This is a genomic window from Nocardioides montaniterrae, assembly GCF_054782655.1.
Map to the genome: position 1 here is coordinate 31,930 of NZ_BAAGSB010000014.1, position 14,417 is coordinate 46,346.

Annotated in this window: 14 protein-coding genes; 3 read left to right on the forward strand and 11 right to left on the reverse strand. The window is 71.0% G+C overall.

Annotation, left to right across the window (positions count from 1 at the left end; all coding sequences use genetic code 11):
* Window positions 1–6: 6 nt before the first annotated feature.
* A complete protein-coding gene (locus tag ACYVJ3_RS15380; protein WP_460853938.1) occupies window positions 7–519 on the forward strand; it encodes a hypothetical protein in 513 nt (170 codons plus the stop codon).
* Window positions 520–606: 87 nt separating this feature from the next.
* Here the strand turns inward: ACYVJ3_RS15380 and ACYVJ3_RS15385 are convergent, their stop codons facing one another.
* The 4 genes from ACYVJ3_RS15385 to ACYVJ3_RS15400 all read right to left on the reverse strand — a co-directional run bounded on the left by ACYVJ3_RS15385 (window position 607) and on the right by ACYVJ3_RS15400 (window position 6,367).
* Window positions 607–2,304 (reverse strand): ABC transporter family substrate-binding protein, encoded by a 1,698-nt coding sequence (locus tag ACYVJ3_RS15385; protein ID WP_460853939.1) that lies wholly within the window; start codon window positions 2,302–2,304, stop codon window positions 607–609.
* A gap of 68 nt (window positions 2,305–2,372) precedes the next feature.
* Window positions 2,373–4,445: an ABC transporter ATP-binding protein gene (locus ACYVJ3_RS15390; RefSeq protein ID WP_460853940.1), complete on the reverse strand. Its 2,073-nt coding sequence runs from the start codon at window positions 4,443–4,445 to the stop codon at window positions 2,373–2,375.
* Window positions 4,438–5,385, reverse strand: coding sequence for an ABC transporter permease (locus tag ACYVJ3_RS15395; RefSeq protein WP_460853941.1), 948 nt, complete (start codon window positions 5,383–5,385; stop codon window positions 4,438–4,440). The genes ACYVJ3_RS15390 and ACYVJ3_RS15395 overlap by 8 nt, the downstream gene beginning before the upstream one ends.
* Window position 5,386: 1 nt before the next feature.
* Complete coding sequence (locus ACYVJ3_RS15400; RefSeq protein WP_460853942.1) at window positions 5,387–6,367, reverse strand: ABC transporter permease; 981 nt, start codon at window positions 6,365–6,367, stop codon at window positions 5,387–5,389.
* A 185-nt stretch (window positions 6,368–6,552) separates the two neighbouring features.
* Between ACYVJ3_RS15400 and ACYVJ3_RS15405 the strand changes: the two genes are divergently transcribed.
* Window positions 6,553–7,065 (forward strand): DUF1990 family protein, encoded by a 513-nt coding sequence (locus tag ACYVJ3_RS15405; RefSeq protein ID WP_460853943.1) that lies wholly within the window; start codon window positions 6,553–6,555, stop codon window positions 7,063–7,065.
* A gap of 25 nt (window positions 7,066–7,090) precedes the next feature.
* On the opposite strand, the gene ACYVJ3_RS15410 is transcribed toward ACYVJ3_RS15405, so the two are convergent.
* The 3 genes from ACYVJ3_RS15410 to ACYVJ3_RS15420 form a co-directional block, all read right to left on the reverse strand.
* Window positions 7,091–7,240: a hypothetical protein gene (locus ACYVJ3_RS15410; protein ID WP_460853944.1), complete on the reverse strand. Its 150-nt coding sequence runs from the start codon at window positions 7,238–7,240 to the stop codon at window positions 7,091–7,093.
* A gap of 268 nt (window positions 7,241–7,508) precedes the next feature.
* Entirely contained in the window at window positions 7,509–8,441 is a 933-nt protein-coding gene (gene ligD, locus ACYVJ3_RS15415) for a non-homologous end-joining DNA ligase (protein WP_460853945.1), read from the reverse strand.
* A 24-nt stretch (window positions 8,442–8,465) separates the two neighbouring features.
* Window positions 8,466–8,900, reverse strand: coding sequence for a VOC family protein (locus ACYVJ3_RS15420; RefSeq protein WP_460853946.1), 435 nt, complete (start codon window positions 8,898–8,900; stop codon window positions 8,466–8,468).
* Window positions 8,901–9,066: 166 nt separating this feature from the next.
* On the opposite strand from ACYVJ3_RS15420, the gene ACYVJ3_RS15425 reads away from it, so the two are divergent.
* Window positions 9,067–9,420, forward strand: a complete 354-nt coding sequence (locus ACYVJ3_RS15425; RefSeq protein ID WP_460853948.1) for a hypothetical protein — start codon at window positions 9,067–9,069, stop codon at window positions 9,418–9,420.
* Here ACYVJ3_RS15425 and ACYVJ3_RS15430 read toward each other — a convergent pair.
* Genes ACYVJ3_RS15430 through ACYVJ3_RS15445 form a run of 4 tightly spaced genes read right to left on the reverse strand, consistent with a single transcriptional unit; the run spans window position 9,417 to window position 14,356 of the window.
* Window positions 9,417–10,805 (reverse strand): RsmB/NOP family class I SAM-dependent RNA methyltransferase, encoded by a 1,389-nt coding sequence (locus ACYVJ3_RS15430; protein ID WP_460853949.1) that lies wholly within the window; start codon window positions 10,803–10,805, stop codon window positions 9,417–9,419. The two genes, ACYVJ3_RS15425 and ACYVJ3_RS15430, sit on opposite strands and share 4 nt — an antisense overlap.
* Entirely contained in the window at window positions 10,802–11,725 is a 924-nt protein-coding gene (gene fmt / locus ACYVJ3_RS15435; protein WP_460853952.1) for a methionyl-tRNA formyltransferase, read from the reverse strand. The genes ACYVJ3_RS15430 and fmt overlap by 4 nt, the downstream gene beginning before the upstream one ends.
* On the reverse strand, window positions 11,722–12,267 hold the full coding sequence (def, locus tag ACYVJ3_RS15440; RefSeq protein ID WP_460853953.1) for a peptide deformylase: 546 nt from the start codon (window positions 12,265–12,267) through the stop codon (window positions 11,722–11,724). Before def ends, fmt begins: the two co-directional genes overlap by 4 nt.
* A 22-nt stretch (window positions 12,268–12,289) precedes the next feature.
* Window positions 12,290–14,356: a primosomal protein N' gene (locus tag ACYVJ3_RS15445; protein ID WP_460853955.1), complete on the reverse strand. Its 2,067-nt coding sequence runs from the start codon at window positions 14,354–14,356 to the stop codon at window positions 12,290–12,292.
* Window positions 14,357–14,417 lie beyond the last annotated feature (61 nt).

A 14,417-nucleotide genomic window follows, 5' to 3' on the forward strand; every position in this document is an offset into this window, starting at 1 on the left:
ACCGCCGTGCACACCCACACCATCCGCTCGCGGGGCTCGCTGGTCATCTGGTCGATCGGCGCGGGCGCCGGCCTGCTGGCGCTGATCGACCTCGCGCTCGGCGACCCGGGCGCGCTCGTGCACGCCGGCGCACCGATCCTGCTCGCGCTGTGGGTGCTGGGCATCGTGCTCGCCCGCCCCGTGATCAGGTACGACGCCGACGGCCTGGTCGTCGTCAATCCACTGGTCGTCACCGAGATGGGTTGGGGCGCGGTCGAGGCCGTGGTCCGGCGCACGCAGGTCGTGGTGGTCCTGGCCGACGGCCGACGCGTCACCGCGTGGGCGAGCCCGACCGTACGCCGCCAGCGCCACGGGCAGGAGCCGGCGCCCGACTGGGCGCTGACGCAGCTCGACACCGCGTGGGAGCAGGCCCGGCTGGACAACCGCACGCGGACCGACGTACGCCGTCATCTCGACGTCCCCGTCGCCGCGGCCGGTGCCGTGCTGGCGCTCGCCGCCGTTGCCGGCCTCCTGCTCTGAGCTCCTCACCAACGGCAGCGACCCCGCCCGGAGCCGAGGCTCCGGACGGGGTCGCCGTCTGCTCAGGGCTCGCGCCCTAGGCGTTGATCACTGCGTGAAGCCGACCATGCTCCAGTCGACCGACTTGAACTGCGCCGGGCCGTAGTTGGCCAGGGTCTTCTTCATGACGTACACGATCGGGCTGGGCGCGATCGGGACCATCGGGGCCTCGGTCGCGATCGCCGTGTCGATCTGGTTGGCGATCTCGATCCGCTTGGCCGGGTCGAGCTCGACGTTGGCCTTGGCCCACAGACCCTCGAGGTTCGGGTCGGTGATGTAGGAGTAGTTCTGGCCATCGCCACCGGGCTTGCCGGCAGGGGTGAACAGCGACTCCGTCGACGAGATCGGGAAGGGCGTGCCCTGCCACGAGAACGTCGCCATCTCGTAGTCACCGGTCTGGATCTTGGTGAAGTAGTCCGCGACCGGGACCGTGTCCAGCTTGACGGTGATGTGGACCTTCGCCAGCGAGGCCTGGACCTGCTTGGCACGAGCGATGTTCGTGTCGGTGCCCGAGGGGACGACGATCTTGAACGTCAGCGCCTTGCCGTCCTTGGTCCAGCTGTTGCCCTTCAGGGTGTAGCCGGCCTCCTTGAGGAGGTCCTGCGCCTTGCTGGTGTCGAACGGCAGCACAGCGCCGACGTTGTCCTTGTAGCCGTCCTGGCCGGGCATGAAGATGTAGCTGCCCTGCGTGACCGCGGCCGCACCGACCGGGTCGTTGGCCTGGTGGGCCATCAGGGTGCGGTCGATCGACATGGCGATCGCCTGGCGCACCTTCTGGTCGTCCAGGCCCGGCTTGAGGCCGTTGAACGTCACCTGGGTCCAGAGCAGGCCGCCGGAGCGCTCCACCATGGCGTTGGGCGCCTTGCGGGCCGTCTCGTAGGAGTCGGCGTTCTGGTCGACCTCGACGGAGTCGATCTCACCGTTGGAGAAGGCCTGGGCCTGGGTGGCCTGGTCCATCACCTTGAAGGTGATCTTGGACAGCTTGGGCGCGTCGCCCCACCACTTCGGGTTGGGGACCAGGGTGAAGACCTTGGCGTTGTTGTCGACCTTGCTGTACTTGAACGGACCGCAGGACGGCAGCGGCTTGTTCGTGTAGTCCTTGTTCCACTTGTCCGGGTCGGAGGCGATGGCCTTCGGCAGGGTGACCCCGCCCAGGAACATCGCCGGCCAGTCGGCGTACGCCTTGGCGAAGACGACCTTGAAGTCGGTCGGGCTCACCACGTCGAAGGACTTGACCTCCTCGAAGCCCGCGCTCGAGGCGATGTCGAACTTCTTGTCCTTGCCGCTGAGCGCGGCGAAGCTGGCCTTGAAGTCGTCGGCGGTGATCGGCGAGCCGTCCTCCCAGACGGCGTCGGGGTTGAGCTTGACCTCGACGGTCTGCGGCGCCTTGCTGACCAGTTCGACCGAGGTGGCCATGTTGGGGTCGGGCTCCCACGAGCCGTCGTCCTTCATCCGGATGACGCTGCAGGACGTGGGCGCCTCCATGGTGGTCGCGTTGACCTCGGCGCCCTCGGTCGTGTTCGGGTTCCACTGACCGTCGTCGGTCGGGGAGTTCTCGATGCCGAGGTTGAGGGTGCCGCCCTGCTTGAGGCTGTCAGCGGAGACGGGGGTCCAGCCGACCAGCGGGGCCGACTCGACCTTCTTGTTCGACGCGCTGTGGGAGTCGTTGGCCTTCGCGCATCCAGAGATGGAGACGGCGGTGACACTGACCAGTGCGAACGCCTTCCAGGTTGAGCTTCGTTTCATCGTGTTCCTTCTCTCTCCGACCCCGACCGCCGACGGCGACTCGGGCCTGTGCTTGCTCTACGACGTCGCTAGTCGACCGAGAGCGAGTTCCGTGCCACGTGGTGACAGGCGACGCCGACGTCACCATGGGGCACGAGCTGGGGGTCCTCCTCCTCGCAGCGGTCGACCGCCTCGAGGTCGCCGTCCGCCTCGAGCTTGCGCTTGAGCGGGCAGCGGGTGCGGAAGCGGCATCCGTCGATGCGGATCGCCGGGCTGGGCAGGTCGCCGTCGAGCAGGATGCGGTCGCGGCCGCGCTCGATCGCGGGGTCCGGAACCGGCGCGGCCGAGATGAGGGCCTGCGTGTACGGGTGACGCGGGTTGGCGAACACCTCGGCGATCGGCCCCGACTCGACGATCCGGCCGAGGTACATCACCGCGACGTCGTCGGCGATCTGGCGTACGACGGCCAGGTCGTGCGCCACGAAGAGCAGCGAGAGGCCGAGCTCCTCCTTGAGGTCCTGGAGCAGGTTGACCACACCGGCCTGGATCGAGACGTCGAGCGCCGAGACCGGCTCGTCGAGGACCAGGAGGCGGGGGTGCGTGGCCAGTGCCCGGGCGATGCCGATGCGCTGGCGCTGGCCCCCGGAGAACTCGTGCGGGTAGCGGCCGGCCATCGTCGAGGACAGCCCGACCAGGTCGAGCAGCTCGTCGACGCGCTTGTCGCGCTCGGCACGCTTCACGCCCTGTGCCAGCAGCGGCTCGGCGATGACGTCACCGATCGGCAGCCGTGGGTCGACCGCAGCCGAGGGGTCCTGGAAGACGATCTGCAGCTCGGAGCGGAGCCGGCGCCGCTCCTGGGTGGAGATCGTCGAGGCGTCCTTGCCGAGGAAGGTCAGCGAGCCCTGCTGCGGAGCGACGAGCTCCATGATCTCGGTGGTCGTCGTGGACTTGCCACAGCCCGACTCCCCCACCAGGGCGAGCGTGCGACCTGCCGCGATGTCGAACGAGACGCCGTCGACCGCGCGGACCACGCCGGCCTCGCGGCGCAGGATGCCCTTGACCAGCGGGAAGTGCCGCACGAGGTCGCGCACCTCCAGCACGCGGTCGGCGCCCGCGTCCGGCGCAGTGGCGGCCGGCAGGGGCTCGGGCACGGGGAAGATCGCGGTCCGGGGCAGCTCGCCGCTGGCGATCTCCTCGGCTCGGATGCACGCGGCCGCATCGCTGTCCGCGACCGGCACCAGGTCCGGCTCGATGGTGGTGCAGGCGTCGATCTTCGCCGGGCAGCGGGGTGCGAACGGGCAGCCGGGCGGCAGCGCGTCGAGGGCCGGCGGGCGTCCCTCGAGCGGCAGCAGCCGCTGGGTGCCGGCGGTGCGGATGTTGGGCACCGAGCGCAGCAGACCGATCGTGTACGGCATCGACGGCGCGTGGAAGACCTGGTCGGCCGTGCCCAGCTCGACCTGACGGCCGGCGTACATCACCGCGACACGGTCGGCGTGGCCGGCGACGACGCCGAGGTCGTGGGTGATCAGCATCAGCGCGGCGCCGGTCATCCGCCGCGCCTCCTCGAGCACCTGGAGGATCTGGGCCTGGATCGTGACGTCGAGCGCGGTGGTCGGCTCGTCGGCGATGATCAGCCGCGGGTTGTTGGCGATGGCCATGGCGATCATCGCGCGCTGGCGCATGCCGCCGGAGAACTCGTGCGGGAAGGCACTGGCCCGCCGCGACGGGTCGGGGATGCCGACCGTGCTGAGCAGCTCGACGGCCCGCGACGCCGCGGCCTTCTTGGACAGCTTGGAGTCGTGCAGCAGCAGCGCCTCGGCGATCTGGTTGCCCACGGTGTAGACCGGCGTGAGGGCGGAGAGCGGGTCCTGGAAGACCATCGCGATCTCCTTGCCGCGGATCCGCGACAGGCTGCGGTCGTCCATCGTCAGCAGCGGGCGGCCGTCGAAGAGGATCTCGCCGGAGATGTGCGCCGAGGTGGGCAGCAGGCCCATGACGGCCAGCGACGACACGGACTTGCCCGACCCGGACTCCCCCACGATGCCGAGCGTCTCGCCCTCGTCGACGGTGAAGCTCACGCCACGGACCGCGCGCACCGGCGTACCTCCCTGCTGGGGGAAGGTGACGGTGAGGTCACGGACCTCCAGAAGCGGGCTAGCCACGGTTGCTCCCCGAGGTCGGGTCGAGGGCGTCGCGCAGCGCGTCGCCGACGAGGCTGATGGCGAGCAGGAGCACGACGAGGGTGCCTGCCGGGAAGTAGAAGAGCCAGGACCGCGTGGTCGCGGCGGCCCAGCCGCTCGAGATCAGGGTGCCGAGCGAGACGTCCGGCGGCTGCACGCCGAAGCCGAAGAAGCTCAGCGCCGACTCGGCCAGGATCATGCCGCCGATGTTCAGCGTCGCATCGATGATGAGCAGCGAGATGACGTTCGGGATGATGTGCCGGCGTACGACGCTCCACGTGCCGAAGCCCATGTAGCGCGCGGCCCGCACGAACTCGCGCTCACGCAGCGCCATGGTCTGCATCCGGACCGTCTGGGCCATCACCATCCAGCTGGTCAGCGCCAGGAAGACCGTCAGGATGCGCCAGTCACCGTGGGTGACCGGGTAGAGCATGATCAGGATGAAGAACGTGGGCAGCACCAGCATCAGGTTGGTGAACCAGGCCACCGTCTTGTCCGTGATGCCGCCGATGTACCCGGCGAGCGAGCCGATGATCGCCGACAGGAACGTGCAGAGCAGGCCGGCGACGAAGCCGATGATCAGCGACTTGCGCAGCCCGGTCATCACCGCGGTGTAGAGGTCGAAGCCGAGCTCGTCGGTGCCGAACCAGTGCAGGGACGTCGGCGGGTAGTCGAGGTTGTAGGCGTCCTGCTCGTCGAGCGACCACTGGTACAGGTGCGGGCCGAGGACGGCCCAGATCACCATCACCAGCAGCACGGTCGCGCCGAACCAGAAGCGCTTGGTACGCCGCAGCCGCGCCCACACCAGAGCGGAACGGCCGCGCGGGCCGGCGACGATGCCGGCACCCGCCGAGTCGTGATCGGTGGCCGGGGCCACCTCGAGCAGCTCGGCAGCGGGGGGCAGGTTCTGGAACTCAGCCATGTCAGCGCCTCACTCGCGGGTCGAGGGCGGCGTACAGGACCTCGGACAGCGTCGAGGAGAACAGGATCAGCACGGCGACGTACAAGGTCGAACCCGCCATCTGGTTGATGTCGTTGTTGAGCACCGCGTGGAGGGCGAACTCGCCCATGCCGTGCCAGCCGAAGACGATCTCGAGGAATGTCGCCCCGGTGACCAGCAGACCGAAGCTGTAGGCCAGGAACACCGACATCGGGATCAGGGCGACCCGGACGCCGTGGCGGACAAGCGCGGAGGTACGCCGGCGGCCCTTGGCGCGCGCGGTGCGGATGTAGTCGGCGCCGAGGACGTCGAGCATGGTCGAGCGCTGGTAGCGGCTGTAGGTCGCCGCCGAGCTGAGTGCCAGCACGATGGTCGGCAGCGCCAGGTGCTGGATCCGGTCGAGGAGATGTGGCCACCAGCCCGGTTTGACGTCGACGGTGTACTGCCCGGAGAAGTTGACGAGGTTGTGCCCGACCGCGTGGTTGATGGTCGTCATGATGATCATGGCGAGGACGCCCATCACGAAGACCGGCATCGCGAAGATGACGAACGAGCTCACGCTGACGAAGTTGTCGGAGAACGAGTACTGCTTGACCGCACCCCACACCCCGAGCGCGATGCCGAGCAGGATGCCGATGATCGAGCCGACCAGGAGCATCTGCAGCGAGACGCCCATCCGCACCCACATCTCGTGCGCGACCGGTTGGTTGTTCATGCCGAGGCCGAGGTCGCCGTGGAGGACGCCGGTGAACCAGTGCCAGGTGCGCTCGACGACCGGGACCTTCGGGTTGACCCCGAGACGATCGAGGTAGTTGTCGATCGAGGCCTGCGGCGGACGCGGGTGACGGCTCTCGAACTTCAGCTGCGGCTTGAGCGTCTTGCTGGCCAGGACGTACGCCAAGGACGTCGCTACCGCCGTGAGGATCACGTAGTTCGCGATCCGCTTGATCAGGTGGACGATCAACGCCCGGTACCCCCGTCTTCCCAAAATACTGCGGCCAACTGCGCCGGAACCTAGCAATGAGCCAGGGGCAGAGCACGGATTTGGGTGGGCCGGATCACAACCGTGCGCCAATCGTTATGAAACCCCGTGGCGGCGAGACCTGGTTGTCCCGCATAACGCGCGGCGGGAGCGGGCGTTGAGTCGCCGTGGAGTTCAACTACTCACCGATCGGCGAGACGAACGTCGCCGAGGCCGAGTGGCGGAACCGACCATCAGGATTCTCGGCCTATGAGCGGACCGTTCGCATCGGCCAGGGCGACGACGACTGGAAGCGTCTCTCCGACGCGGTCATGCACTGGGAGGTGACGAACCACGCCGGCCTCACGATCAAGGCGGTACGCCGCTTCTCCGGCCAGGTGCGCGATGCGGAGAACTACACCTTCACCGCGCGGATGGGCCCGCTGCGCCTGCACGAGCCGGTGCGGGTGGTCGCCGTGGTCGACGAGGCGGACCGCCGTGGCTTCGCGTACGGCACCCAGCACGGCCATCCGGTCGCGGCCGAGGAGGCGTTCATCGCCCACCGCGACGCCTCCGGCGTCGTGTGGCTGACCGTCCGCTCGCTGATGCGCCGGGCACCCGGGGTCTGGGGCGCGGCGTACCCACTGGTGATCCCGTTCCGAGGTGTCTACCGGCGGCGCTACCTGCGGGCGCTGCGCTGAGATTCAGTCGGCGCGAGCCGGCGGATCACCGGCCCGTCGTGGCGATCGGTCGCAAGTGGGTGTTGCTCCAGGCGAAGCCGTCCAGCCGGTCCATCGACTCCCGCCGCTTGATGCGAACCAGCGACCGGGCCTCCTCGGCGGCACGCAGCCGCTGAAGGGCTTCCGACGGCGACATGGCGTTGATCCTTGCAGGAGGGGGGCACGCACACCCAGCCAATTCGGGTCGGCTCCCCTGCCTGCGAGGCCCTGTCGGGACTATGGGTCAGTCGCCGGCGCTATGACCCATAGTCCCTACGCGTTCACGGCCGGCGCCAGCAGGTCGTCGGTCCATCGATCTACCGATCTCGCTCGGCGCGCAGTCGCTACCTGGCAGTACAACGCCTCTGACGAATCGCCCGGACACGAAGCTCACGAGGAGCGGTCGCTTCGCGTTCGCGCGAGCATCACAGGCCGTCGCGATCGGCCCACTCCGTCAACGGCGCGATGTCGAAGACGTGGTCGTCGATGTCCTCGTGCAGGTCACCGAGCTCGACATAGCGCGCCGGGACGGTGCGGATGGTGAAGTCGCGGGGATCGGCGGCGTCGATCTCGTCCCAGCGGATCGGGGTGGAGACGCGGGCGTCAGGCAGGCCTCGGACGCTGTACGCCGCGGCGATGGTGTGGTCGCGAGCGTTCTGGTTGTAGTCGATGAAGATGTGCCTCGGGTCGCGGTCCTTGGTCCACCAGGTGGTGGTGGCGAGCTGAGGGGCACGCCGCTCGACCTCCTGGGCGAAGGCGAGGGCGGCCCGGCGTACGCCCTTGTGGTCGAGCTCGGGCTCGATCCGGACGTAGACGTGCATCCCCTTGGAACCGCTGGTCTTGGGGTAGCCGACGGCACCGAGCTCGTCGAGCACCTCGCGGACGACGTGCGCGGTCGCGCGGACCTCGGCGTACGTCGCCTCCGGGCCCGGGTCGAGGTCGATGCGCCACTCGTCGGGCTCCTCGGTGGCGCCTCGGCGGCTGTTCCACGGGTGGAACTCGACGGTCGACATCTGCACCGCCCAGATCACCGACGCGAGCTCGGTCACGCAGAGCTCGTCGGCCGTCCGCTTCCAGCGGGGGAAGAAGAGCTCGACGGTCTCGACCCAGTCAGGCGCCCCGGACGGCAGCCGCTTCTGGTGGACCTTCTCCCCCGGCTCGCCGGTCAGGCCCTTGGGGAACCGGTGCAGCATGCACGGCCGTTCGCGCAGCGCGTTGACGATGCCGTCCCCGACGGCGAGGTAGTACTCGACCAGGTCGAGCTTGGTCGCCCCGATCTCCGGGAAGTAGACGCGATCCGGGTTGGTCACCTTCACGACCCGGTTGTCGACCTCGATCTCGGTGAACGGGCTGGCCATGGCCGCAACGCTAGTGGTTGACGCTCAGTCGAGGCAGAACTCGTTGCCCTCGACGTCGGCCATCACCTGGCACGCCTCGTTGAACCCGTCGGCCTCCAGGAGGTAGAGCCGCCGCGCGCCGAGCGCCTCGAGCCGCACCGCCTCGGCCTCCAGGGCGGCGAGCCGCTCCTCGCCGCGCAGACCCGTCGCCACCCGGACGTCGAGGTGGACCCGGTTCTTCGCCGTCTTGCCCTCGGGCACGCGCTGGAAGTAGAGCCGGGGCCCGACGCCCTCGGGATCCTGGCTCGCCCAGGCGCTCCCGTGCTTCTCGGGCGGCAGGGTCGCCTCGAAGGCGTCCCAGGAGTCGAAGCCGGGCGGCGGGGCGGGGGCGACGTACCCCAGCACCTCCTGCCAGAACTCGCCGACCGCGCGCGGGTTCGCGCAGTCGAAGGTGACCTGGACCGTCCGCACACTCGCCATGGATCGACCTTAGCGACCGCAGGGCCGACCGAAAGACGGACCGAACGGTGCTCCGGGAGGGCAACCCACACAGGTGGCGACGCTCCGGAAGTGCCATCGGTCCGCTCTTCGGTCCTGTCTGTGGCTCGCATGCAACCAAGCACCGCCTTCAGGCGTCCCTCAAGACATGAACACCAACCTGCGCACCACCGTCCTGCTCGCGGCCGCGGCCGCCGTCCTCTCGCCGATCGCCATCGGCGGCTCCGCCTCAGCGGCGCCCAGCACTCCTCGCGGCATCCTGGTCAGCGCGAAGGCCGCGTTGCCCGGCTGGCACTGCGGCCCGATCGCCGACGAGAAGTTCGCCTGCGACGGCTTCAGCGTCAACGTCCGCTCGATCGACTCGCTGCCCAAGTGGCGCCAGGAGGACCCCGACCAGGTCGCCTACGTGACCAAGCGGTGGTTCGTCACCGTCCAGCCGGCCGACCTCTCCGCGGCCGACTTCGCCGCGGTCAAGCACGCCGTGGCGCGTGGTCGGGGCTAGGACCTCCGCAGCAGCGCCAGGAACATCGCGTCCGTGCCGTGCCGGTGGGGCCACAGCTGGCCCGTGCCCGGCAACGGCCCGTCGGCGTCGGTGACACCGGGCAGCAACGGACGGACGTCCTCGATGCTGACGTCGCTGCGTGCGTCGAGGACGGCGGTGACGACGTCGGCGGTCTCGGCGATGACCGGCGAGCAGGTCGCGTAGAGCACCACGCCGCCGGGGCGGACCAGGTCGAGCGCGCTGCCCAGCAGGGCACGCTGGAGCTCGGTGAGACCGACCAGGTCCTCCGGCGTACGACGCCAGCGGGCCTCCGGTCGCCGACGCAGGGCGCCGAGGCCGGAGCACGGGGCGTCCACGAGGACCCGGTCGAAGCTCGCGGCCTCGAACGGCGCCCGCGTGCCGTCGGCGTTGACGACCTCGACCCGACCGCCGGCGGCTGAGACGGGCGCGAGGTTGCGCTCGACCAGCTTGGCGCGGTGCAGGTGCGGCTCGACGGCGGTCAGGCCCGCGCCCTGCTCGTGGGCCATGGCGGCCAGCAGGGCGGCCTTGCCACCCGGGCCGGCACAGAGGTCGAGCCAGCGCTCGTCGCGGCCCTCGAGCGGTGCCGTGGCGGCGGCGTACGCGACGAGCTGGGAGCCCTCGTCCTGCACGCCCGCGCGCCCCTGCGCCACCGCGCGGACCGCGCCGGGGTCGCCGCCATCGAGGATCACGCCGTACGGCGAGAACGGGGTCGGCTCCCCCACCAGCTCATCGCGCGTGGCGAGGCCGGGACGGGCCACGAGGGTGACTCGCGGAGGGACGTTGTCGGCGGCCAGCAGCGCCTCGATCTCGCCGGCGCCGACCGCGGTGGTCAGCTCGTCGACGACCCACTGCGGGTGGCTGTGGCGGACCGCCAGCCCCTCGGGCAGCGGCGCCACCCGATCGAGCCACTCGTCGAGGTCGCGCTGGGCGACCTTGCGCAGCACCGCGTTGGCGAACCCGCCGGCGCCCTGCCCCTTCTTGGCACGCACGAGGTCGACGGTCGTGTTGATCGCGGCGTGCGTCGGCACCCGCATCGCGACAATCTGGTGCACGCCGAGCCGCAGCAGGTCGAGCACGGTCGTCTCGACCTTGCGCAGGGGCCGGTCGATGCAGTCGGCGAGGATCGCGTCGTACGTCGCCTGCCGGCGGATCGTGCCGGCGGCGAGCTCGGTGGTGAAGCCGGCGTCGCGACCGTTGAGGTCGAACGCGGCGAGGACGCCGGGCAGCACCAGGTTGGTGTAGGCGTCGTCGACGCGGACCGCCTGCAGCACCGCGAGAGCGGCGGCACGCGGACGGTCGACGGGTCGTCGTACGCCCTGGGGACGGGCACCCGGACGGCGCTGCGGCCGCTGGCCCGGGGTCACGCGAACGACGCCCCGTCGGGCAGTCGCGCGCCGCGGGCCCAGTCGGCCGCGCCCATCTGCCTCTTGCCGAACGCCTTGACCTCGCCGAGGCGTACGGCGCCGGTGGCCGTGCCGACCAGGACCTCGTTCTTGCCGACCTGGAGCAGACCGGGAGCGAGGTCGACGTCAGCGACCGGCGTGACCGGGCCGAGCTTGACCCGCTCGCCCTCGAACTCCGTCCACGCACCCGGGAACGGGCTGCACGCGCGGATCATCCGATCGATGGCGACCGCCGGCTGCGTCCACTGCACGCGGGCGTCGTCGACCTCGATCTTGGGAGCCAGGCTGATGCCGTCGGCAGGCTGCTCGCGAGCGACGAGCTCACCGCTCTGGATGCCGTCGAGCGTGGCGACCAGGAGGTCGGCACCGCCCTCGGCCAGCCGCCCGAGCAGGTCGCCGGCGGTGTCGGTCGGACGGATGACCTCGGTCATCAGGCCGTACGTCGGACCCGCGTCGAGCTCCTTGACGATCCGGAACGTCGTCGCCCCGGTCATCTCGTCACCGGCCCAGATCGAGCGCTGGACGGGGGCCGCGCCACGCCAGGCGGGCAGCAGCGAGAAGTGCAGGTTGATCCAGCCGTGCCGCGGGATGTCGAGCGCGGACTGCGGGAGGAGCGCGCCGTACGCCACGACCGGGCAGGCGTCAGGCGCGAGCTCCGTGAGCTGCTGCTGGAACTCCGGGTCGCGCGGGTGGGACGGCTTGAGGACCGGTACGCCGAGCTCCTCGGCGCGGGCGCCGACCGGGCTGGGGGTCAGGCGTCGGCCACGACCGGCCGGGGCGTCCGGCCGCGTGACGACTCCGACCAGCTCGTGCGGGGACGCGACGATCGCCTCGAGGGACGGCAGCGCCACCTCCGGCGTACCGGCGAACACGACCCTCACCGGCCGAAGCCCCCGGTCGTGTGGGGCGAGATCTTGACGGTCGGCTGCTCGAGGCCGAACCACTCCGACTCACGGATCTCACGCATCGCGGCCTTGCGGGCCTCGGACTCGATCCGGTCGATGAACAGGATGCCGTCGAGGTGGTCGGTCTCGTGCTGGATCGCCCGCGCCAGGAGCTCGGAGCCCTCGACACGGACCGGGTCGCCGTACATGTTGAAGCCGGAGGCCACGACCGACATCGCGCGCAGGCAGTCGTAGGTCAGCTCGGGCAGCGACAGGCAGCCCTCCGGGCCGTCCTGGGTGTCCTGGGACAGGTCGAGCGTGGGGTTGATCAGGTGACCGACCTCGCCGTCGACGTACCAGGTGAAGACGCGGAGGCCGACGCCGATCTGCGGCGCCGCGAGGCCCGCGCCCGGGGCGTCGAGCATCGTGTCGGTCAGGTCGGTCACCAGCTGACGGAGCTCGGAGTCGAAGTCGACGACCTCGATCGCCTTCTTGCGCAGGATGGGGTCTCCGAAGAGCCGGATCGGTCGTACAGCCACGCCCGTCAGCCTAGTGGCGCGATCAGAGGTCCGTCGGATCGACGCGGACCCGGACCGGATCCAGCCGCCGCGCGGAGCGCACCCGGTTGAGCTCGCGACAGGCAGCGCTGAGGGCGTCACCCTCCGCGAACGGGACGCGTACGACGACCTGCGACTGCTCCTCGCCGTTGCTCGGCGCCAGCGGCATGGGGCCGAGGACCTCGGCGTGCTCGGGTGTCGCGAAGACCGTCAGCGCATCGGAGACGGCACCGGGCGGTCCGCTGATCGTGACGAGGCGGTGCACCGGAGGCAGGTGCGCCGAGGCGCGCTCGTCGAGCTCACGGGAGGCGAAGGTCGCCGGCGCCCACCGGACCAGCGTCTGTAGGGCCTCGTCACCGGCGTCGCCGACCGCGAGTGCGCGCCCACCCGGCGCGATCAGGGCGACGGCGTTCATCCAGCGGCGCAGCGCGTCCTCGCGGACACGCAGCGACGGCCGTGCCAGCGCCAGCCAGGTGTCCAGCAGGACGACCGCGGCGTAGCCGGGCGTCTCGGGATCGAGGCACGGCTCGGCGCCGATGGTCGCCACGACGATGGTGTGCGGCGCGTTCGGCACGGTCGCGCGGACCTGTTGGCCGCCCGAGGTGACCACGCGCGCACCGGGGAACGCGCGTCCGAGCTCCTCGGCGGTGCGCGACTCCCCCACGACCGGTGCGCGCAGGCCGCGGTGGCCGCACTCGTCGCACGCCCACTCGGCTGCTGCCGTGCCGCACCAGCCACAGGTCGGCGGCTCGGTCGGCGCGTCCTGGCGCAACGGGCCGGTGCACTCCTGGCACCGCGCGGGCGTCCGGCAGCGGTCACAGGCCAGCGCCGCGGCGTACCCCTGGCGCGGGACCTGGACCAGCACCGGACCCTTCTCGAGGGAGGCCTTGAGGAGCTGATGGACCTGCTGGGGCAGGCGGGTGCTGCGTGCCCACGGGTCGCGCTCGAGCTCGAAGTCGGTGGCTCCCGTGACGCCGATCCGCACGCTGGCACGCAGCGCCTCGAGGCGGGGCGTCAGCTCGGCGGCGGTGCCGGTGCGGACGAGCAGCTGCGCCTCGGGCGTACGGGAGTAGCCACCGACGAGCAGGCCGCAACCCTCGACCTCGGCGCGCGCGAGGGCGATCTCACGGGTGTGGCAGTAGGGCGCTCGGAGCTCCTCGTGGAGGTCGTCGCCGTCGTCCCAGACCACCACCAGGCCGAGGTCGTGCACGGGCGCGAGCGCGGCACCGCGGGTGCCGACGACGACGTCGACCTGGCCGCGGGAGACGGCGAGGAAGTCGCGGTAGCGCTGGGCGGGGCCGGCGTCGGCGGTCAGCACGACGTGGGTACGGCCGGCCGCGTCGAGCGCGCGGGACAGGCGGTCGGCGTCACGGCCGTCGGGTACGACGACCAGCGAGCCGCGACCCGACGCGGACGTCGCCGCGATCGCGGCCACCACCTGGCTGGTCCAGGGCGAGCCGGGCAGCGCGCCCCAGACGGCGCGCGGCGAGTCGCCGCGGCCGAGGGCTGCCACGTAGTCGGCGCCGTGCTCCCAGGCCGCCCACGGTCCGGTCGCCACACCCGGGGTGGTCGGTGGGGACGACTCGGGTGGTCGGTGGGGGCGACTCGGCTCGTTCTCGACGGTGGCATGCCGCGGCGGGACCGCGAGGCGGATCAGCGAGGAGCGGGTGCCGGCGTACCGCTCGGCGACACGGTCGATCACGGCGAGCACGGCCGGTGACAGCACCGGCTCGGGGCTGACCAGGCGCTTGAGCGGCACCAGCACGCCGTCGTGGTCGGACGCCGCGAGGCGCTCGACGACGAAGCCGTCGACGTCCTTGCCGGCGAACCGCACCTTGACGCGTACGCCGGCCTGCACCCCGTCCGCCATCGCTGCCGGGACCGCGTAGTCGAAGGTCCGGTCGAGGTGGGCGAACGGCAGGTCCAGCACGACCCGAGCCACCGGCAGCTCGTCGGTGATCGCCACCGAGGCCGCCTTGCGCGCCCTCGTCGCGGCGGCCTTGACCCGGCCCTCGGCCGCCCGGTCCCGCACCAGACCGGGGAGGTCCAGAACGGGCTCGTCGGGCGTCATGGGGCAGTTCTACCAATGAGCTCCGACGAAAAGCGCAGTGGCCCGCGAACGAGCTCGCGGG